General features: G+C 74.0%; 13 protein-coding genes. All 13 read left to right on the top strand.

Translation table 11 applies throughout. From position 1 onward, the window contains the following. The first annotated feature begins 336 nt into the window (after positions 1 to 336). The 13 genes from ABZ622_RS13065 to ABZ622_RS13125 all read left to right on the top strand — a co-directional run bounded on the left by ABZ622_RS13065 (position 337) and on the right by ABZ622_RS13125 (position 21,091). Positions 337 to 1,125 (top strand): ABC transporter ATP-binding protein, encoded by a 789-nt coding sequence (locus ABZ622_RS13065; RefSeq protein ID WP_360542421.1) that lies wholly within the window; start codon positions 337 to 339, stop codon positions 1,123 to 1,125. Continuing rightward, the gene (locus tag ABZ622_RS13070; RefSeq protein WP_360542423.1) at positions 1,122 to 3,710 is read left to right on the top strand and encodes an FtsX-like permease family protein; all 2,589 of its coding nucleotides are present in this window, start codon (positions 1,122 to 1,124) and stop codon (positions 3,708 to 3,710) included. The genes ABZ622_RS13065 and ABZ622_RS13070 overlap by 4 nt, the downstream gene beginning before the upstream one ends. A 306-nt stretch (positions 3,711 to 4,016) precedes the next feature. Beyond that, positions 4,017 to 4,229, top strand: coding sequence for a hypothetical protein (locus ABZ622_RS13075; protein ID WP_360542425.1), 213 nt, complete (start codon positions 4,017 to 4,019; stop codon positions 4,227 to 4,229). A 12-nt stretch (positions 4,230 to 4,241) separates the two neighbouring features. Next, positions 4,242 to 6,218 carry a BTAD domain-containing putative transcriptional regulator gene (locus ABZ622_RS13080; RefSeq protein ID WP_360542427.1) on the top strand — a complete coding sequence of 659 codons (1,977 nt, stop codon included), beginning with the start codon at positions 4,242 to 4,244 and terminating at the stop codon, positions 6,216 to 6,218. 5 nt (positions 6,219 to 6,223) lie between these two features. Next, positions 6,224 to 8,713, top strand: a complete 2,490-nt coding sequence (locus ABZ622_RS13085; protein ID WP_360542429.1) for a TOMM precursor leader peptide-binding protein — start codon at positions 6,224 to 6,226, stop codon at positions 8,711 to 8,713. Next, a complete protein-coding gene (locus tag ABZ622_RS13090) occupies positions 8,703 to 10,676 on the top strand; it encodes a TOMM precursor leader peptide-binding protein (protein WP_360542431.1) in 1,974 nt (657 codons plus the stop codon). The genes ABZ622_RS13085 and ABZ622_RS13090 overlap by 11 nt, the downstream gene beginning before the upstream one ends. 14 nt (positions 10,677 to 10,690) lie before the next feature. Beyond that, positions 10,691 to 12,268: a nitroreductase family protein gene (locus ABZ622_RS13095; RefSeq protein ID WP_360542433.1), complete on the top strand. Its 1,578-nt coding sequence runs from the start codon at positions 10,691 to 10,693 to the stop codon at positions 12,266 to 12,268. A gap of 54 nt (positions 12,269 to 12,322) precedes the next feature. Beyond that, positions 12,323 to 15,055 carry a lantibiotic dehydratase gene (locus ABZ622_RS13100; protein ID WP_360542435.1) on the top strand — a complete coding sequence of 911 codons (2,733 nt, stop codon included), beginning with the start codon at positions 12,323 to 12,325 and terminating at the stop codon, positions 15,053 to 15,055. After that, positions 15,052 to 16,125: a lantibiotic dehydratase C-terminal domain-containing protein gene (locus ABZ622_RS13105; protein ID WP_360542437.1), complete on the top strand. Its 1,074-nt coding sequence runs from the start codon at positions 15,052 to 15,054 to the stop codon at positions 16,123 to 16,125. The genes ABZ622_RS13100 and ABZ622_RS13105 overlap by 4 nt, the downstream gene beginning before the upstream one ends. Then, the gene (locus ABZ622_RS13110) at positions 16,122 to 17,288 is read left to right on the top strand and encodes a M50 family metallopeptidase (RefSeq protein WP_360542439.1); all 1,167 of its coding nucleotides are present in this window, start codon (positions 16,122 to 16,124) and stop codon (positions 17,286 to 17,288) included. The genes ABZ622_RS13105 and ABZ622_RS13110 overlap by 4 nt, the downstream gene beginning before the upstream one ends. 35 nt (positions 17,289 to 17,323) lie before the next feature. Next, positions 17,324 to 18,289 (top strand): ABC transporter ATP-binding protein, encoded by a 966-nt coding sequence (locus tag ABZ622_RS13115; protein WP_360542441.1) that lies wholly within the window; start codon positions 17,324 to 17,326, stop codon positions 18,287 to 18,289. Positions 18,290 to 18,335: 46 nt separating this feature from the next. Further along, positions 18,336 to 19,091 (top strand): ABC transporter permease, encoded by a 756-nt coding sequence (locus ABZ622_RS13120; RefSeq protein ID WP_360542443.1) that lies wholly within the window; start codon positions 18,336 to 18,338, stop codon positions 19,089 to 19,091. Between the two features lie 14 nt (positions 19,092 to 19,105). Further along, positions 19,106 to 21,091 (top strand): TOMM precursor leader peptide-binding protein, encoded by a 1,986-nt coding sequence (locus ABZ622_RS13125; protein ID WP_360542630.1) that lies wholly within the window; start codon positions 19,106 to 19,108, stop codon positions 21,089 to 21,091. The last annotated feature ends 51 nt before the right edge of the window (positions 21,092 to 21,142 follow it).

Here is a 21,142-nt window from a genome sequence, read left to right on the forward strand (position 1 = left end):
CCTTCCGGTGCGGTCGCCCGTGCGTCGCTGATCGCAGCCCCTGACACCGGTCTCCACCCGCGGGTCGAGACCCTTAGGGGGAGCTCCTTACAACTGGGCAGGGGTGGTTCCTCCCGGCGGAGGACGTGATGGCGGGGGCCCGTTCCTTAACGTGTTCCTACACCGCGGAAAGCGGCTGAATCCGACCGCCGGAGCGGGCGGGAACCGGGGGGTGGGGGTGGGGGAAACCCCACCCGGGAACTGCGCTGGGCACCAGTGCGCCGGACCCGCATCGGACACCAGACTCTGCACGTGCGCCGACACATGCCGCACGATGACCGACATAGGAGATAAACCGTGACAACGGCTGTAGCAACTCCCAGGCACGGGGGCACTGGAAGGAATGCGGCCGTCGCTGCGCGGGCGCGGCAGGTCGTCAAGGCGTACGGGGTGGGGGAGACCCGGGTCGTCGCGCTCGATCATGTCGACGTGGACATCGCCCGCGGGCGGTTCACGGCGATCATGGGCCCGTCCGGCTCCGGCAAGTCGACCCTGATGCACTGCCTGGCCGGCCTGGACACCGTGAGCTCGGGGCAGATCTTCCTCGACGAGACCGAGATCACCGGGCTCAAGGACAAGAAGCTCACCCAGCTCCGCCGGGACCGGATCGGCTTCATCTTCCAGGCGTTCAACCTGCTCCCCACGCTGAACGCGCTGGAGAACATCACGCTGCCGATGGACATCGCGGGCCGGAAGCCCGACGCCGCCTGGCTGCGGCAGGTCGTGGAGACCGTCGGCCTCGCCGAGCGGCTGAAGCACCGTCCCACCGAGCTCTCCGGCGGCCAGCAGCAGCGCGTCGCGGTGGCCAGGGCGCTCGCCGCCCGCCCGGAGATCATCTTCGGCGACGAGCCCACCGGGAACCTGGACTCCCGGGCCGGCGCCGAGGTGCTGAGCTTCCTGCGCAGGTCGGTCGACGAGCTGGGCCAGACCATCGTCATGGTCACCCACGACCCGGTGGCCGCCTCCTACGCGGACCGGGTCCTCTACCTCGCCGACGGGCGCATCGTCGACGAGATGCACAGCCCGACGGCCGACCAGGTCCTCGACCGGATGAAGGACTTCGACTCGCGCGGGCGGACGTCATGACCGTCTGGAAGACATCGAGGCGGAACTTCTTCGCCCACAAGGGACGCATGGCGCTCTCCGCCGTCGCCGTCCTGCTGTCGGTGGCGTTCGTGTGCGGCACGCTCGTCTTCACCGACACCATGAACACCACCTTCGACAAGCTCTTCGCGGTGACCGCGGCCGATGTCACGGTCTCCCCGAAGACCTCCGGGGACGACAACCGGCTCCCGGAGAACGGCAGGCCCGTCACCATCCCCGCGTCCGCCGTCGGGAAGGCCGCGAAGGCCACCGGCGCGAAGTCGGCCGAGGGCGCGGTCTCCAGCATGTCCGTCACCGTCGTCGACAGCCACGACAAGAACATGGGCTCCACCACCGGTGCCCCGACGATCGCGGGCAACTGGACGAGGAACGACCTCCGTTCGATGGAGATCTCCTCGGGCCACGGACCGCGCGGCCCGACCGAGGTGATGGTCGACGCCGACACCGCCGAGAAGCACCACCTGAAGCTCGGCGACGAACTGCGCACCATCACCGCCAACGGCGACATCAAGGCGCGGATCAGCGGCATCGCCACCTTCAAGGTCACCAACCCCGGCGCCGCGGTCGTCTACTTCGACACCGCCACCGCCCAGACGAAGCTGCTCGGGAAGCCCGATGTCTTCAGCCTGATCTCCGTCACCGCCGAAGCGGGCGTGGCCGACGAGCAGCTGAAGAAGAACGTCGCCACCGCGCTCGGCGACACCTCCGCGTACAAGCTCCAGACGCAGAAGCAGGCGGCGGCCGCCAACAAGGACTCGATGGGCTCCTTCCTCGACGTCATGAAGTACGCGATGCTCGGCTTCGCCGGGATCGCCCTCCTCGTCGGCATCTTCCTGATCGTCAACACCTTCTCGATGCTGGTCGCCCAGCGCACCCGCGAGATCGGCCTGATGCGGGCCATCGGCTCCAGCCGCAAGCAGGTCAACCGGTCCGTGCTGATCGAGGCGCTGTTCCTCGGTGTCGTCGGCTCGCTCCTGGGCGTCGGCGCGGGCGTGGGCCTCGCCGTCGGCCTGATGAAGCTCATGGGCGCCATGGGCATGGAGCTGTCCACCGGCGACCTCACCGTCGCCTGGACGACCCCGGTGGTCGGCCTGGTGCTCGGCATCGTCGTCACCGTCGTCGCCGCGTACTTCCCGGCCCGCCGCGCCGGGAAGATCTCCCCGATGGCCGCCCTGCGCGAGGCCGGCACCCCGGCGGACGGCCGGGCCGGCCGGGTCCGGGCCGCGATCGGCCTGGTCCTCACCCTGGGCGGCGGCACCGCGCTCCTCGCCGCGACGAGGGCCGACAAGTCGAGCGAGGGCTCGCTGCTCCTCGGCGTGGGCGTGCTGCTCACCCTCATCGGCTTCATCGTGATCGGCCCGCTGCTGGCCGGCCTCGTGGTCCGGGTGCTGAGCGCGGTCATGCTGCGGATGTTCGGCCCCGTGGGACGGCTCGCCGAACGCAACGCGCTGCGCAACCCGCGCCGCACCGGAGCCACCGGCGCCGCCCTGATGGTCGGTCTCGCCCTGGTCGCCTGCCTCTCGGTCGTCGGCTCCTCCATGGTCGCCTCGGCCACCGAGGAGCTCGACAAGTCCGTCGGCGCGGACTTCATCGTCCAGCCGGCCGGTGGCGGCGGCGGACTGATCGTCGACCAGGCGGCCAAGGCCGTCGAGGCGACGGCGGACATCGAGCACGTCACCTCGTACAAGTACGTCAGCGCCTCGATCACCGCCCCCGACGGCACCACCGCGAACGACGCCCTGGTCGCCGCCGACCCCACGTACAAGGACGACGTCCGCCGCGAGACGGTCTCCGGCGACCTCTCCGAGGCGTACGGCAAGGACGCCATGTCGGTCGGCGACACGTACGCCACCGAGCACCACGTCAAGGTCGGTGACCGGATCACCGTCGTGTTCAAGGGCGGCGAGAGGGCGAAGCTGAAGGTCGCCGCGATCACCTCGGACGACGTCAACATCGACAAGGGCGCGATGTACACCAGCATCACGACCGCCGCGCGCTACGTCCCCGCCGACACCCTGCCGCAGAACATGATCATGTTCGCGAAGGCCGCGGACGGCAAGGAGAAGGAGGCGTACGCCGCCCTCAAGGACGCCCTCGCGAAGTACCCGCAGTACGAGGTGAAGAATCAGGCCGACTTCAAGCAGCAGCTCAAGGACCAGATCGGCCAGCTGCTGAACATCGTCTACGGCCTGCTGGCGCTCGCGATCATCGTCGCCGTGCTCGGTGTGGTGAACACCCTGGCCCTGTCGGTGGTCGAGCGGACCCGGGAGATCGGCCTGATGCGGGCCATCGGGCTCTCCCGCCGCCAGCTGCGCCGGATGATCCGCCTGGAGTCGGTGGTCATCGCGGTCTTCGGGGCCCTGCTCGGTCTCGGCCTCGGCATGGGCTGGGGCACGGCGGCCCAGAAGCTGCTCGCCCTGGAGGGCCTCGGCGTCCTGGAGATCCCGTGGCCGACGATCCTCACGGTCTTCGTCGCCTCGGCCTTCGTCGGACTGTTCGCCGCGCTGGTCCCGGCGTTCCGGGCGGGCAGGATGAACGTCCTGAACGCGATCGCCACCGACGGGTGACGCGGGCGGCCCGCGTAGACTGAGCGGATCCGGCCCCGGGGTGTTCCTCCAAACACTCCGGGGCCGGATTTCGTATGCCCGTACAACGCCGCCGGCCGTACGGAACGCCGCGCCGGGCCCGCGCGCGGACGGGCGCCGTCCGGTTGCACGATGCTGCCGTGACCTGTGCAGCAAGCTGACACGGACGCCTCTGCTGCCGCGCCTTCCCCGCTGGCATCGTCGTCCTGCCGGGACACCCCCGGCGGGACGCCACTGTCGAAGGGGACACACGTGTTCAGTTCTTCGCTTTCACGTCGGCCGGCCATCGTGATCCGAACCGCCGCCGCCGTCACCGGTATCGCCCTCGCCTCGCTCGTGCTCGGCGCCCCCGCGGCCTCCGCAGCCCCGGGGCCCTCGGCGGACGGACCGCGTCCCGTGCACGGTGCCGCGCGTGTCTGCGCGGACCTGGAGGCGATCCTCGCCCAGCTGCCGGTGTCCGCCCCGGTCCCGGTGTGCAAGCTGGTCAACGGCTGGGACTAGGGCCCGACCCCGATGCGGTTCCAGCTGCTCGGTCCCCTGACCCTCGCCGACGGCTCCGAGGCCGTGGTGCTCCAGCCGTCGAAGCCGACGATCCTGCTGGCGGCGCTCCTCCTGCGCGCCAACTCCGTCGTGTCCGCCGACTACCTCCAGCGGGCCGTATGGGGAGAGGAACAGCCGGCCACCGCCAAGGCCGCACTCCAGACCTGTGTGCTGCGGCTGCGCAGGCTCTTCACCAAGCACGGTGTGACCGAGACGTCGATCGAGGCGGTCCCCGGCGGCTACCGGATCACCGCCGAACCCCACACCCTCGACCTGCTCGGCTTCCGGGACCAGGTGCGCCGCGCCGTACTGCTCTCCCACGACCCGGAGACGGAGCTCTGCGAACTGAAGGACGCGCTGTCGCTGTGGCAGGGCGCGCTGCTCGCCAACGTGCGCTCCGACGTGCTCCACCGGGACGAGGTGCCGCGCCTGGCCGAGGAGCGGCTGCGGAGCGTGGAACGGGTCTGCGACCTGCTGCTGAGGCTCGGACGCCATGGTGAGGCGCTCGTCGAACTCTGGACCGCTACGCGCGTATACCCGGGGCACGAGCGGCTCCACGAGCAGCTGATCGAGGCGCTCTACCGGACCGGTCGGCAGACCCAGGCCCTCGCCGAGTACCGGAGGGTCAAGGAGTTCCTGCTGGACGAGCTGGGGGTCGACCCGTCGCCCGCCCTCCAGCAGCTGGAACTCACGATCCTGCGCGGCGAGGACCTGGGGCCCGGGGGCGGCGGCGGTGGCGTCCGGGCGCCGCTGCCGTCGCTTCCCGGGGCGGGGGTGGTGGAAGGGGTGGTGGTGCCGGTGCCGGTGCTGCGACCGGCTCCGGCTCTGGTTCCGGCCCCGGCCTCGGCTCCAACTCCGTTGGTGGAGACGGTCGGTGATGTGTCCGTGGGGTCCGTGGTGTCCGTGGCACCCGCCGGTACGCCCGTGGCTGCCGCGGCCCGGCCGGTGCCGAACTTCGCCGGCCGGGCGGCCGAGACCGCCGCGATGGCCGCCCGGCTCACCGCGTACGCCGCCGACCCCGACGCCGACGCCGACCGGTACCCGCCCACCATCCTGGTGTCGGGGGCCCCCGGCGTCGGCAAGTCGGCCCTCGCCCGCCACGTCGCCCACCTGGTGCGGGCCGCCTTCCCGGGCGGGCGGCCGGTCGTCCGGGCGACCCGTCCGGACGGCGAGGCCCGCCCCGCCGCCGAACTCGCCGCCGAGGCGTACGCGGCCCTCGGCGCGGGGGGCGCGGGGGGCGCGGGAGGTACGGGAGGCGCGGGAAGTACGGGCGGTGCGGGAAGCACGGGCGGGGCGCGGGTCCTGCTCGTCCTCGACGACGTCGTCGACGCCGACCAGGTACGCCCGCTGCTGCCCGCCGTCGCACAGGCCCGGGGCGCGGTGATCGTCACGAGCCGGATGGGTCTCGCCGGACTCGTCGCCACGCACGGCGGCTGGGTGCACCGGCTCTCCGTGTTCACCGAGGCCGAGTCGTACGCCCTGCTGGTCTCCGTCCTCGGAGCCGAACGCGTCGAGGCGGACCCGGAGGCGGCCCGCCGGCTGGCCGGGCAGTGCGGCCATCTGCCGCTCGCCCTGCGCATCCTGACGGCCCGGCTGCTCACCCGGCCCGCGCTGTCGCTCGGCGACGCCGTCGACTGGTTCGGCGACGACCCGCTGGCCCGGCTCACCCTCCCCGACGCCCCGGGCCTGTCCGTGACCGCCGTCCTCGACGGGGCGCTGGCCCGGCTCGACCCGAGGCTGTCCGAGGCGTTCCGCCGGGCCGCGACCGGCCCCGGGTCCTCCTTCACCGCCGACGACGTCCCGGGCACCACCGAGGCGGTGCTGGAACGGCTCGCCGACGCCGGGCTGCTGGAGGACGGCCCGCCCGGCCCGTACCGGATCCATGAACTGCTCCGCGCCCACGCGCGAAGAACCGACCAGGAACGCATCCGCCGCACAGAGAAGGTGTGACCCCCATGGCCGAGACCGCCGCCACCACCGAGCGCGCCCCCGACGCCGCGCCGACGGCCGACCCCGCCCGACCCGCCCCCGCCGCATCGGCCTTCGACACCCTGGCCGGGACCCGGCCGCGCATCCGCCGCGACGTGCTGTTCACCGAGACCCGCGGCGGGGTGCTCTTCCACAACGCCGACGGCGGCTTCCACCTGACCGGCCGCACCGCCTACCGCTTCGCCTCGCTCGTCGTGCCCCACCTGACCGGCGACCACCGGCTCGCCGACCTCTGCGCGGGCCTCGGACCCGCCCAGCGCGCGATGGCCGCGGAGCTCGTCAGGACGCTCTACGCCCGCGACTTCGCCCGCGACGTGCCCCCGCCCGCCACCGGACCGGCCCCGGTGGACGACGACGTCGCCGAGCGCTTCGCCGCGCAGATCGCCTACATCGACCACTACACCGACGAGGCACCGGAACGCTTCGCCCGCTTCCGCGCCACCCGGGTCGCCGTGCTCGGCGACGACGAGACCGCCCGCTGGTGCGCGCTGAGCCTGCTGCGCAACGGCTGCGCGCGCATCGGTACGAGTGCGGCGTTCGACGACGTCGCCGCCGAGGCCGGCCGGGCGGCCGCGCACACCGAACGGATCACCGCCGGGGCCGGGGCGGACTGGGCCGGGCTGGACGGCTTCGACATCGTCGTGGTGACCGGCGCCGGGGCCGGCGCGCGCACCCACCGGCTGCTGGCCGCCGGGGTGCCCGAGGGCCGGACCCTGATCCCCGCCTGGCTGTTCGGCGAGCGCCTGGTCGTGGGCCCGCGGTCCACCGCCACCTCCACCGGCTGCTGGTCCTGCGCCGTGCTGCGGCTGGGCGGCAACGTGGACGCGGGCGCGGCGGCCGAGCTGTGGAGCGCGGCGGCGGGGGCGGTGCCCGCCGCCACGGACACCGTGACCGGGCCGGTCGCCGCGATGGTGGGCAACCTCCTGGGGTACGAGATCTTCCGCCTCACCACGGGCGCCCTGCCCGCCGAGACCGACGGCCAGGTCCTGATCCAGGACCTCGCCTCGCTGGACGTCATGGCCGAACCGGTCGCCCCGCACCCCCGCTGCGCGCGCTGCACGGACCCGGGTGCCGCCGCGTCCGCCGCGGCCCGGCCGGACGGACTGGCCCTGCCGGTCACCGCGACCGTGGAGACCGCCCGCGACGCCGAGGAACTGGTCGACGAACTGAACCGGCGCGGCGCGGCGATGGTCCGCCCGCACACCGGGATCTTCCGGAGCTGGGACGACGAGGCGCTGACCCAGACCCCGTTGAAGATCAGCCGGGTCGAGGTGGCGCTCGGGGCCGGGGAGCGGCGCCGGATCGCCGCCTTCGACGTGCACCACCTGGCGGGGGCGCGGACGCGGGCCCTGTACGCGGCGGCGACCGCGTACGTCGAGCACGTGGTGCCGCTCGGCACGTCGGCGCCGGAGGCCGGGCGGGTGTCGGAGGCCGGGGAGGTGTCGGAAGCCGCGCACGCGCCGGAGGCCGGGGAGGTGTCGGAAGCCGCGCACGCGCCGGAGGCCGGGGAGGTGTCGGAGGCTGCGCACGCGCCGGTGGCTGCGCAGGCGCCGGAAGCCGGGCACGCGCCGGAAGCCGGGCACGCGCCGGAAGTCGCCCAGGCGTCAGCAGCCGCCCAGGCGCCGGAGGCCGGGGCAGCGGGCCGGCTGGTCGGACCGGAGGCGCTGACCACCGGTGGCGGCACCGGGGCGGTCCCGGCCGCCTGGACCACCGCCACCTCGCTGACCGGCGGGGAGACGGTCCGGGTGCCCGCCGCGGCCGTGCGGCCCTTCGGCGCGTACAACCGGGACCGCGTCCATCTCGCGACGGCGGCCGGATCGGGCGCCGGGGCCGACGCACGGGAGGCGGCGGGCACCGGGCTGATGTCGGCGCTGGCGCACGACGCCCTGCTGCGGGCGGTCCGCTCCACCACCGAGGTCCGCCCGGTCGCGGCCGACGGCGACGACCCGGAGCTGGTGTTCCTGCTGAAGTCCGCCGCCAACCTGGACCTCGCCGTGGAGCTGCTGGACCTGGGCGAGCAGGCGCGCACCACCGCCCAGGTGGTGCTGGCCCGCGAGGCCGAAGGCGGCGCCGCCCGGGGCCGCTGGGCGGTCGGCGCGGGGCTCTCGCGCCGGGCGGCGGCCTGCGCGGCGCTGCGGGACCTGCTCGGGCAGGCGCAGCTGGCCGCCGAGGACCCGGGCACCCCGGTGGACACCGGCGACCCGCTGGTCCGGGACCTGGCCGCGGCGAGCGTCGCGGTGGCCGGGGAGCCGGTCGCGGTGGACGGGCCCGACACCACCTTCGAAGCGGTGCTGTACGCGCTGCGGGCGGCCGGCCGGGATGCCCTGTACGTGCCGACCACCCCGGCCGACCTCGCCGCGGGCGGCATCAGCACCGCCCGGGTGCTGCTGACCTCGGACGGCGGTGCGGCGGGCGGCGGTGCGGCGGACGCGGAGGGCGGCTCCGATGCCCGTTGACGCCCCGGCCCGGGAGACCTCCGCACCGGCCAGGACCGCGCACGCCCTCGCCGCGGCGCTCCGGGAGGCGCTGGCCGGGCACGGCACCCCGCCCCCGCTGGACGTGGCCCCGCTCGGGGTGCGTGACGCCTTCGCCGAGGTACCGGGGACGACGGACGCGTACGGCCCCGACGCCGTGCCCGCCGTGCCCGCCGTGCCCGTGCGGTTCTACGGGCGGCACGTCGTCGTCGGCCCCTTCGCGCCCGGCGCGGGTACGGCGCCGGGCTGCGTACGGTGCCTGGAGCGCCGCTGGCAGGCGGTCCGCTCCGTCGCGCTGCGCGAGGCGCTGGAGCTCGGCTCCGGCACCCGGGCGGCCGGGGATTCCCCGTACCCCACACCGTTCGCCGTGCACGCCCTGGCCGCGCTCGTCGCCGCCCGGCTGGCCGGGACCGGACCGCGGACCGGGACCCGCCCGGCCGTCCACCTGGTGGACCTGGAGACGCTGACGGTCCGCCACTACCCGTTCGTCCCCGACCCCGAGTGCCCGCGCTGCGCGACGAGCGAGCCGGACACCGCCGAGGCGGCGGAGCTGGTGCTGCGCCCCGCGCCCAAGCGCCGCCCCGGCGGCTTCCGGGTCCGGGACATCGAGGCGTACGACCTGCCGGTCGAGCCCTACGCCAACCCGGTGTGCGGCTCGCTCGGCCCGTCCGTCGTCCAGGACGTCTCCTCCACCTCCACCTCCGCGACCATCGGCTGCTTCTCCATGCGCTCCGGCGAGTACCTGCGCGAGACGTTCTGGGGCGGCCACGCCGACACGTACGCCGAGAGCATGCGGATCGGGGTGCTCGAAGGGCTGGAGCGGTACGCGGGCATGCGGTCCCGGGCCAAGCGGTCCGGGACGACGGACTCCCTGAACGCCCTGCGGGCCCGCGGCGAGCACGCCCTCGACCCCCGGACCTGCGGGCTGTACTCGGACGCCTTCCACCGGGCCAACCCCCGGGTCGTCCCCTTCACCCCGGACCGGCACATCCCCTGGGTCCAGGGCTGGTCGCTGCGCGACCGGCGCACGGTCCTGGTGCCCGAGGTCCTCACGTACTACCACGCCCCCGGCCTGGAGAACCGCTTCGTCCAGGAGAGCTCCAACGGCTGCGCCTCCGGCGGCTGCCTGGAGGAGGCCGTCTACTTCGGGCTGATGGAGGTCGTCGAGCGCGACGCCTTCCTGCTCACCTGGTACGGGCGGGCCGCGCTGCCGGAGATCGACCCGGCCACCAGCCGCCGTCCCGCCACCCGGCAGATGATCGACCGGCTGGAGATGTACGGCTACGAGGCCCGCTTCTTCGACACCCGGATCACCTTCCCCGTCCCGGTCGTCACCGGGGTGGCGGTGCGCCGCGACGGCGGGACCGGCCTGATGTGCTTCGGCGCCGGGGCCGGGCTCGACCCGGAGGCGGCGCTGGCCGGGGCGCTCTGCGAGATCGCCACCGACGCCGTCAACCTGGCCCACCGCACCGAGCGGGACCGGGAACGGCTGCGCGCCATGGCCGCCGACTTCGACCGGGTCGAGGCGCTGCACGACCACCCGCTGGTCTACGGGCTGCCCGAGATGGGCCACCACGCCCACTTCCTGACCGGCGTACCGGGCGCGCCCCGCCCGCCGAAGCACTCCTTCGACGAGCTGTACGGGAACGGGCCGGTGCTCCCGGTCTCCGACGACCTGCGCGAGGACCTGACCCGGTGCGTGGACGCCGTCACCGCCGCCGGCTTCGACGTGATCGTCGTCGACCAGACCATGCCGGAACAGCGCGGACTGGGCCTGACCACGGTCAGTGTCCTGGTGCCGGGGCTGCTGCCGATCGACTTCGGCCGGAGCCGGCAGCGCGCCCTCGGCATGGACCGGCTGCGCACCGCGCTGCGCGTCGCCGGACTGCGCGACCGCGACCTGACCGACGCCGACCTCAACCCCGCCCCGCACCCCTTCCCGTGACCGAGGAGCCCGCCATGGGGTACGCCCATGAATACGCCACCGCGATCCTGCATCGCGGCCGCATCCCGATGGACCCCGCCGACTTCGTACCGAACTGGTCGGACGGGCCGCGCAAGACCAAGTTCTACCCCGGCACCGACAGCCTGCCGCTGCCCGACTGCGGCTACCCGGCCGACGCCGGCCTGGACCGGGGACTGGCCCGGCCCGCCGACGGGGACGGCGCGTTCGACCTGCCGCTGCTGTCCGGGATGCTCCGCGACTCCTACGGGCTGACCGGCCGCCGCCTCGGCGTCCAGGCCAACACCGACCTGAACGCCCTGCCGTTCTACCCGCTCGCCAACTGGTCCCGGGGCACCGCCTCCGGCGGCGGCCTCTACCCGGTCGCCGTGCACTGGGTCTCCGGGCCCGGCGCCCCCGTACCGCCCGGGGTGCACTACTACTCCACCCGGCACCACGCCATGCGGCGGCTGCTGACCGGCGACGTGACCGGCGAGGTGCGGGCGGCGCTCGGCGACGGGGCGCCGGGCCCGGACACCGACCAGTACCTCGTCCTGTCCGTCAAGTACTGGCAGAACGCCTTCAAGTACAACAACTTCTCCTTCCACGCCGTGACCATGGACATCGGCGCCTGCGTACAGACCTGGCGGATGTGGGCCGGGGCGCGCGGGCTCCGCGTCGAGCCCGCGCTCTGGTTCGACGAGGAACGGCTCGGGCGGCTGCTCGGCGTCGACACGGCACAGGAGGGCGTCTTCGCCGTCGTCCCGCTGAAATGGGCCGGCACCCCAGCCGCCGGCACCCCCGCCCCGGCCCCGGTGACCGTGCGCCACCGCGACCAGGAGCGCTCGCGCACCGTCCTCACCTTCGACGCGCTGCGCCGGATGCAGGCCGTGACCGCCGCCGGGGCCACCGAACGCCCCGCCCCCGAAGCCCTCGACCCGGCCGCCGCGCACCCCGCCGTGCCGGACCGCCCCGTGACGGCGCTGCCGCCCTGCCCGCCGCTCACCACCGACGTGCGCACCGCGCTGCGCGACCGGCGCAGCAGCTTCGGCCGCTTCGACGCCCGGCACCCCATGACCGCCGGGCAGTTGGCGGCCTGCCTGGCGGCCTCGGCGGCCGGTTCGACGATCGGCGGGGACACCGGCGGGCAGCGGCTGGCGAAGCTCTACGCGTTCGTCGGCCATGTCGACGGGATCGAGCCGGGGGCGTACGAGTACGACCCCGCGGCGCACACCCTGTGCCTGGTGAAGGCGGGCGCCCCGGGCGGCTTCCTCCAGAAGAACTACTTCCTGTCGAACTACAACCTGGAGCAGGCGGCGGCCGTCCTGGTGCCGACGGTCCGCACCGAAGCGGTCCTCGACGCCGTCGGGGACCGCGGCTACCGCCTGGTCAACGCCGTCGTCGGGGCGATCGCCCAGACCACGTACACCACCGCGTCCGCCCTCGGCGTCGGCTGCGGCGTCGCGCTCGGCTTCGACAACATCTCGTACATCGAGGAACTCGGCCTGGACGGCACCGGCGAGGCCCCGCTGCTGATCATGATGATCGGCAACGAGCGGCCCGCCCCGGCCGACTTCCGGTACGAGATCGCCTGAGGGCCCGGTGAGTACCACGACACGACGACCGGAACGAGAAGGGGAGACCTCGCCATGACGCCGGACCACCCGGCCACCGCCGCCCCCGCGGCGGTCACCCGCCCCCGCTTCATGCTGCGGGTCGCCGGGCTGCCGCTCGACAGTGTGCGGGGCCTGCGCTGCCCGGAGAGCCGCCGCTGGGCCGACGACGTCCTGCGCGCCACCGAACAGGTGCGCGCCGACGGCGAACGGCTCGCCGACCTGCTCCACGACCTGGTCGGCGGCAGCGAGGACGAGACGCTGCGCCGCACCCTGCTCGCGCTGCGCCGCGACATCTTCAACAACCGGCTGCCCCGGCCCGGGGCCGCCGACCACGCCCTGAGCCTGGTGCGCGGCCTCGGCACGGCGGCCGGTACCGGGGCCGGTGCGGCGCTGACCTCCTGGCTCGCCGGCCGGCGCCGTCTGGAGGAGCGGCGTGCGGCGGGTGCCGCCCTGCTCGCCGAGGAGACCGTCCGGGCCCGCGCCCACCTGCGCACCCTGGCGGGGGAGGAACGGCTGCGCCGGGCGCTGCCGCTCGCCTCCCCGGACCTGGACGCCCGACTGGACACGTACGTACGGTCCGACGCCGCCGTCCCGCCGGACAAGAGGCAGCGCAAGATCGAACGCTCGCTGCTCTCGTACCTGTACCGCACGGCCTGCAAGACCAGCCCGTTCTCCACCTTCACCGGGGTCGCCCTCGGCACCTTCTCGGACGGTGACCAGGGCCTGCGGGCCCGGGTCGACGACACCTGGGACGGGCGGCTGCGGCTGAACGTCGCCGCGATCGGGCGGCTCACCGAGGCCGTGGTCGCCGACCCGGTGCGCCGGGCCGACCTGCCGGTCGCCCCGGCCTCCGGCTGGGGCCGTGACGACGACCGGGTCCGCTACGTCCGCCGCTGGATCACCCAGGGCGAGGAGGACACCGCCGTCACCTTCGACGCGGTGAAGGACCGGCTGTTCTTCCTGCGCCGCAGTGGCACCCTGGAACGCCTCCTCGGCCTGTTCGAGGAGCGCACCACCCTCCGGTACGGGGAGCTGGCCGACTGGCTCGCCGACGACCGGGGCGCGGACCCGCAGGAGTGCGCCCAGTACCTCCGGGCGCTGCTGGACATCGGCATGGTGCAGGTGCCGTGCCTGCGTACCGAGGTCCATGACACCGATCCGCTGAGCGCCCTCCAGGACTCGCTGCACGGCCTCGGCCGCCCCTGGGCCGACCGGCTCGCCGGGCGCCTGGCCGACCCGGCGTCCGGCATCGAGGCCTTCGCCGGCGCGGACCCGGCCGGACGCCGGGCGCTCATGGGCGAGTTGCGCACCTCGCTGCGCCTGCTCCAGGAGGAGGAGCTGGGTGTGGACGGGGCCCGCGTCCCGCAGACCCTGCTCTACGAGGACGTGGCGGCCGGGCGGCACACCGAACTCTCCGCCGCCGCCTGGGAACGGCTGGCCGCCGCACCGCTCGGGGCGGTGGAGCGCGTCCTGCCCGCCTTCGACCTGACCCTGCCGCAGCGCATCACGTTCAAGGGCTTCTTCCTCGCCCGGTACGGGCAGGGCGGCCGCTGCGACGACCTGCTGAAACTGGTCCACGACTTCCACGAGGACTTCTTCGACCAGTACATGTCGTTCACCGCCAAACGCACCACGTTCGACGCGGACGGCACGTACGTCCCCGAGGAGAACTGGCTGGCGCTGCCGCAGCTCAAGGCCCTCGACACCGCCCGGCAGACCTTCGTCGAGCGGATGCGCGCCCTGTGGGCGGACTGGGAGGCCGACCCGGGCAGCGGCGACGAGATCCGGGTCGACGGCGAGCTGCTGGACGAGGTGGCCGCCCGGCTCGACACCCTGCGCGGCGGGTTCGCCCCGCTCGCGCACCATGTGCAGATCGCCGACCGGCCCGGCGACCCGCTGGTCGTGCTCAACCGCTCCTACGGCGGGGTGTCCTTCCCGTTCAGCAGGTTCACCCACCTCTTCGACGGCCTCGACGAACAGCTCCTCGCCGCCACCGCGGAGCTGCTGCCCGCCGGAGCCGTCCTCGCCGAGGTCACCGGCGGGCCCGTCACCAGCAACCTCAACCTGCACGGCCGGCTCACCGAGTACGAGATCGTCTGCCCCGGCGAACGCGGCACCCTGCCCGAGGCGAACCGCATCCACCTGGACGACCTCCACCTCGTCCACGACCCCGGCGCGGACCGGCTGGTGCTGCGCTCCACCCGGCTCGGCAAGGAAGTCGTGCCGGTCTACCTCGGCTACCTCGTCCCGCTCGCCCTGCCCGAACTGCCCCGCACCCTGCTCCTGCTCTCGCCGACCTCGATGTCCCCGCTGAACGTGTGGGGCGGCGTCCCCGAGGGCGCGGCCGCCGACGGGGTCACCGGACGGCCCCGGGTCCGGCACGGCAGCGTGGTGCTGGACCGCCGCAGCTGGAGCGCGCCCGCCGCCGTGCTGCCGCTGCGCGCCCCGGGCGCCGGGGACGACGCCTGGTTCCTGGGCTGGCAGGCGTTCCGCCGGACCCACGGGCTGCCGGACCGGGTCTTCGCGACGATCGCCGACAACGGGGCGCGTGGCGCGACCGGTGCCAAGCCCACCTACGTCGACTTCGACAGCCCGCTCTCGCTGGGCGCGTTCGAGGCCCTGATCAAGACCGCCGGGGCGCGCGTCGTGTTCCGGGAGATGCTCCCCGACGAGAACGGCCTGCACACCGTCTCCGGCCGGGGCCACCACGTCGCCGAACTCGCGGTGGAGACCACCACCTCCGTCGAAAGGACCGACCCATCATGAGCACGGCGCCACCCGCGCGGACCGCCACCGCCGCCCCTGCCGCCACCGGCCGGGCGGGGGCCTGGCAGGCCACGCACATCTTCTACGCCGCCAACCCGCGCCCCATGCTGACGCAGTGCGTCCGCCCACTGGTCGAGGAACTGGAGGCGGACGGCCTGATCGACGGCTACTTCTTCATCAACTACTGGCTGGAGGGCCCGCACGTCCGGCTGCGGATCAAACCGGCCCCCGGCGCCGAGGCCGAGGTCGGACGCCGCACGGCAGCGGCGGTGGACGCGTTCCTGGCCGAACGCCCCGCCCTGTACGAAGTGGACTCCGGCTTCCTCAACGACTTCTACAACACCCTGTTCGACATCGAGTTCCCCGGCGCCGAACGCGGCCACTACACCGACGACCAGGGCCGGATGCGGCTGCGTCCCAACAACTCGCGCAGCGCCGAACCGTACGAGCCGGAGTACGGCAAGTACGGCGGCCCGGCCGGGATCGAGCTCGCCGAATGGCACTTCCGGCACTCCAGCGACCTGGTCATCGACGCGTTCCGGACGAAGAATCTCCATCTGCGGACCGTGCTGCTCGGCACCTCCGCGCAGCTGATGATGGTGATGTCCGCCGCGTTCCTGCCGGACCGCACGGAACTCGCCGACTACCTGGACAGCTACTACGAGTTCTGGCACAAGGCGTTCCCCGGCACCGGGTTCATCGGCAGCGAGGAGTACGACCGCAACTACGCCGCCATGGCGCCCGGCCTGGCCGCCCGCTTCACCCGCATCCGCGCCGCCACGGCCAAGGAGGGCGTGGGGGAGACGGCGCGACTGCCCGGCTTCCTCGCCGGATGGGCCGAGCACTGCGCCGAACTGCGGGAACGCGCGGTCGCGCTGAGCCGCGACGGCGATCTGGTGTTCCGGTCCTGGGACGGGGAACGCGACGAAGTCGTCACCGACCCCGCGGCCGCGCTGCCCCTGCTCCTCTCCCCGTACATGCACATGACCAACAACCGGCTGCATGTGACCATCCGGGACGAGGCGTACCTCTCGCACGTCCTCGGCCGGGCGCTGCGGGAGCCGGAATGAGCACCACCCCGCCCGGGGCCGCCCGGGGCCTCGACGAGTACCGGCCCGAACTGCGCCCCCAGGTCCTGCTGAGCGACGCGCTGCTCCAGGGCGCGGCGACGGTCCACCTGATCAAGGACACCTCCGGCGGCGGCTCCTTCAGGGTCGGCCCCAAGGAGCACTTCCTGATCGCCCGGATGGACGGCAGCCGCAGCCTGACGGAGATCGGCGAGGAGTACGCGCGGGAGTACGGGCGCAGGCTGGACGGGGCCCGCTGGCAGCAGATCCTGCGGATGCTCGGTACGCGCGGACTGCTGGCCGGGGCGCCTTCGCCCACGCCGGGGCCCGCTGCCGCTCCCGCCGCCGTTGCTCCCGCCGCTCCCGTTGCTCCCGCTGCCGGGCGCGGGCTGCTGCGGGGCAGCATCCGGCTGGTCGCCGACGCCGACGCCACCACCGGCCGGCTGCACCGGGCGGTCGGCTTCCTGCTGTCGCCCGGCTGGATGGTGCCGCTGCTCGCCCTGGTGCTGGCGATGGAGGCGGTGGTCGCCGTCCGGACGGGCGAACTCCTCGACGTGACCGTGGAGTTGTTCACCAACCCGGTGCTGCTCGTCGGCACCGCCACGCTCCTCTGGTTCAGCACCGCGCTGCACGAACTCGCCCACGGGGTGGTTGCCCGGCACCACGGCGGAACCGTGGCCGAAATCGGACTGCGCTGGCGGCTGCCCGTGGTCATCATGTACTGCACCGTCGACAACTACCTCTATCTCGGCTCCCGTTGGCAACGCATCCAGACGGCGGCGGCCGGTGCGGTGATGAACCTGCTGTTCCTGCTGCCGTTCTGCGCGCTGTGGCTGTTCGCCCCCCTGGGCGCGGCCACGCACGACGCGCTCGGCGCGCTGCTGCTCCTGGGCAGCGTGCAGGCGCTGGCCATGCTCGTACCGCTCCCGCCGCTCGACGGCTACCGGATCGCGAGCCAGCTGTGCGGGGCCACCGAACTGGCCGCCTCGACCCTCGTCTACCTGCGCCTGGCCGCCCGCCGCGACCCGGCGGCGGCCGGCTACCCGCGCCGCGCCCGGACCGCGTACCGCGCCTACGGGCTGGGCGCGGTGCTGGCGCTCGCCGCAGTCCTCGCCGCCGTCCTGGCCGCCGTCGTGGCGGTGGCCCACCACCTGCTCCCCACCTGACCCCGCCGCCCCGCACCCCGTGCAAGGAGAGTTCCATGACCCCCACCGCCCCCTCCGCCTCCCCGGGCAACCAGGCAGGCCCGGACGGCGACCGGTCCGCACCCGCCGTCGCCCTCGACACCGTGCGCAAGACGTACGGGGACCGGCACGCCGTCGACGGGGTGTCGTTCTCCGTGCGGCGCGGCGAGTTCTTCGGACTGCTCGGGCCCAACGGAGCCGGCAAGACCACCCTCGTCGAGATCATGGAGGGCCAGCGCAGGGCCGACTCCGGCACCGTCACCGTCCTCGGCACCAGCCCCTGGCCGCGCAACCCCGAACTGCTGCCCCGGCTCGGCGTACAGACCCAGACCTCGGCGTTCTTCGTCCGCCTCACCGCCCGCGAGCACCTGCGCACCATGGCCGCGCTCTACCGGACGGACCACGCGGCGGCCGACCGGGCCCTGGCCTCCGTCGGCCTCACCGAACAGGGCGGGACCCGGGTGGACGACCTCTCCGGCGGCCAGCGCCAGCGCCTGGCCATCGCCTCCGCGCTCGTCCACGAACCCGAACTCATCTTCCTGGACGAGCCCACCGCCGCCCTCGACCCGCAGGCCCGGCGAGCGCTCTGGCAGGTGCTGCGCGAGCTCAAGAGCGAGGGCCGCACCATCATCTACACCACCCACCATCTCGACGAGGCCGAGGCGCTCTGCGACCGCGTCGCGATCATGGTCGAGGGCTCCGTCGTCGCCCTGGACAGCCCCGCCCACCTCGTCGCCGCCGCCGCACCCACCACCCGGCTCGTCGTGCCCGACGACCGGATCACCGCCGAGCAGGCGCGGGCCATCGACGGCGTCGACGCCGTCACCGAGGAGCCCGGCGCCCTCGTGCTGGAAACCCTCGAATCCGGCAAGGTCCTCGCCGCGATCGACGCCCTGGCCGGGCTGCGGGGCGTACAGACACGCACCGCCGGCCTGGAGGACGTCTACCTGACGCTCACCGGCTCCACCCCCAAAACCCCCTGACCCCCCACGCACCGCACCGACTTCAGCAGCGATACGGAGACCCCCGATGAGCGCATACGCGGCGCTGAGCCAGGCCGGATACCGGGCCTACACGCGCGACAAGACCACACTGTTCTTCACCTTCGCCTTCCCGCTCATCTTCCTCGTCGTCTTCGGCCTGATCTTCCACGGGCAGACGGTCGAGGAGAGCGGCCGCCCCTACATCAACTACATCGCCCCCGGCGTCCTGTCCTGGGGCGTCGGCAACGCCGCCGTGTTCGGCGTCGGTTTCGTCCTCATGCAGTGGCGGCGCGACGACATCCTGCGCCTCATCCGGATGACCCCGACACCGGTCTCCGCCGTCCTCGCCTCCCGGTACGTACTGGCGCTCGGCATCGGCGCCGTCCAGGCCGTCCTGTTCGTGGCCATCGCCCTGCTGCCCTCCTTCGGCCTGGAGCTGGACGGCCGCTGGCCGCTCGCCCTGCCCGTCCTGGTGCTCGGCATCACCGCGTTCCTCGCCCTGGGCGTCATCGTCGGCAGCTACGCCCGCACCCCGGAGGCCGTCGCCGCCGTGGCCAACTGCCTGATGATCCCCATGGCGTTCCTGTCCGGCTCGTTCTTCCCGCTGGACGCGATGCCGGGCTGGATGCAGAACCTCTCCCGGGTGCTGCCGCTGCGCTACCTCAACGACGGGATCTCCGGCTCCCTCACCGGCGGCGGCACCACCGGCGACATCGGGCTGGCCTGCGTGGTGCTCGCCGGGTTCGCCGTCGTCCTGGGCGCGATCGCGATGAAGACCTTCCGCTGGAGCGACAAGTCATGACGGCGGCCCCCGCCATGCCGCAGGGGCGCGGCGAGACCGTGGTGCGTGGCGAGACCCTCGTGCGTGGCGAGACTCCGCTGGAGGAGGCCCGTGCCGCCCTGCACGCCGAACTCGCCCGCCGCCACCGGGACCTGCCCGCCCCGACGGCCCTGCCCGTCCCGCTCGTCGTCCCGCTCGGCGCCGCCGACACCCTCGGCTTCGGCGCCCCCGACCCGTACGCGCGGCTCCGCCCGGCCGCCAACGTCCAGCTCACCTCCCGCGCCGTACTGATCGGCCCCTGGGGCGGCGGGCCCGGAACCGCCGCCTGCGGCCAGTGCCTCGCCATGCGCTGGCAGCGGCTGCGCAGCCGCTCCGAGCGCGAGGCCCTGGAACTCGGCCGGCCACCGCACGGCGCCACCCACTGGCCGGTCCTCACCGCCTACGCCGCCGACGCCGTCTGGGCCCTCTACCGGGCGGCCCTCGGCGGCGCCCACGACCTGCCCGACGCCACCCCGGCCGACCGCGCCCTGCCCCGGGTCAGCCGGATCGACCTCATCACCCTCGCCACCGCGACCTTCCCGGTCCTGCCCGAACCGCTCTGCCCCTCCTGCGTCCAGGAGGTCCCCGACACCGCCGAAGCAGCCCGCATGCACCTCGGCCCGGCCCCGAAACCCGACCCCGACGGCTACCGGCTGCGGCCCCTGTCCTCGTACCCGCTGCCCACCGCCGCGCTCGTCAACCCGGTCTGCGGCGCCCTCGGTTCGGACCTCTGGATCAACCCGACGTCCACCACCACGGCACCCGCCGCGGGCACCCACTTCGTCCGCGGCTACGCCGGGCTCAACGACGTCACCTGGAGCGGCCAGGCCAACAGCTACGGCACCAGCCGCGTCCTCGCCCACCTGGAGGGCCTGGAACGCTACGCGGGCACCACCCGCAGACGCGGCACCTCACCCGTCGTGGACAGCTACCACCGCCTCGCCGACCACGCCGTGGACCCCGCCGCCTGCGGCCTCTACGCCCCCGAGACCTACGCGAACGACCCGATGGTCTCCCCGTTCGACCCCGACCGCCCCATCCCCTGGGTGTGGGGCCACTCCCTGCGCGACGACCGGCCGGTCCTGGTACCCGCCCGGCTCGCCCACTACAGCGCCGGGGTCGAGGCCGACAACTTCGTCTTCGAATGCTCCAACGGCTGTGCCACCGGGGGCAGTCCGGAGGAAGCGATCCTCTACGGCCTGCTGGAGATCATCGAACGGGACGCCTTCCTGCTGGCCTGGCACAGCCGGACCCCGCTCACCGCCATCGACCTCACGACCTGCCGCTCCCCGGCCGTCCGCAGCATGACCGACCGGGCCGGACTGCACGGCTACGACGTCCACGCCTTCGACACCCGGATGGACCTGGGCGTGCCCGTCGTCACCGCCCTGGCGGTCCGCCGGGACGGCGGGTACGGCACCCTGTCGTTCGCCGCCGCCGCCGGATTCGACCCGGAGGCCACCGTCGAGTCCGCACTGTCCGAGGTCCTCACCTACATCCCGCACCTGCCGTACCAGGTCGCCGAACGGCACGCCGAACTCAGCGCCATGGCCACCGACTTCGGCCGTGTCCGCCAGCTCAAGGACCACGCCCAGCTGTACGGGCTGCCGGAGATGACGGAACACGCCCGGGAGTACCTGGAACCCGTCGCCGTCCGCCCGCTGGCCGACACCTTCGCCGACTGGCAGCCCCACCGACCGCGCACCGGGGATCTGCTGGACGACCTGAACCTGCTGCGCGACCGGCTCGCCGCCGCCGGGCACGATGTCGTCGCCGTCGACCAGACCACCCCCGAACAGCGCCGCATGGGCCTGCACACGGTCGCCGCCGTCGTCCCCGGCCTGCTGCCGCTGGACTTCGGCTGGGCCCGTCAGCGGGCCCTGCTGATGCCCCGGCTGCGCACCGCGCCGCGGGCGGCCGGACGGCGCGCCGACGACCTGCCGGAATCCGCGGTCAAACGGGTCCCGCACCCGTTCCCGTGAGACAGCACACAGGCCCTCCCCGTGCCCACGGCACGGAGAGGGCCTGTCGCC

It is taken from the genome of Streptomyces sp. NPDC007164 (assembly GCF_040634135.1).
Classification (GTDB): Bacteria; Actinomycetota; Actinomycetes; order Streptomycetales; family Streptomycetaceae; genus Streptomyces; species Streptomyces sanglieri.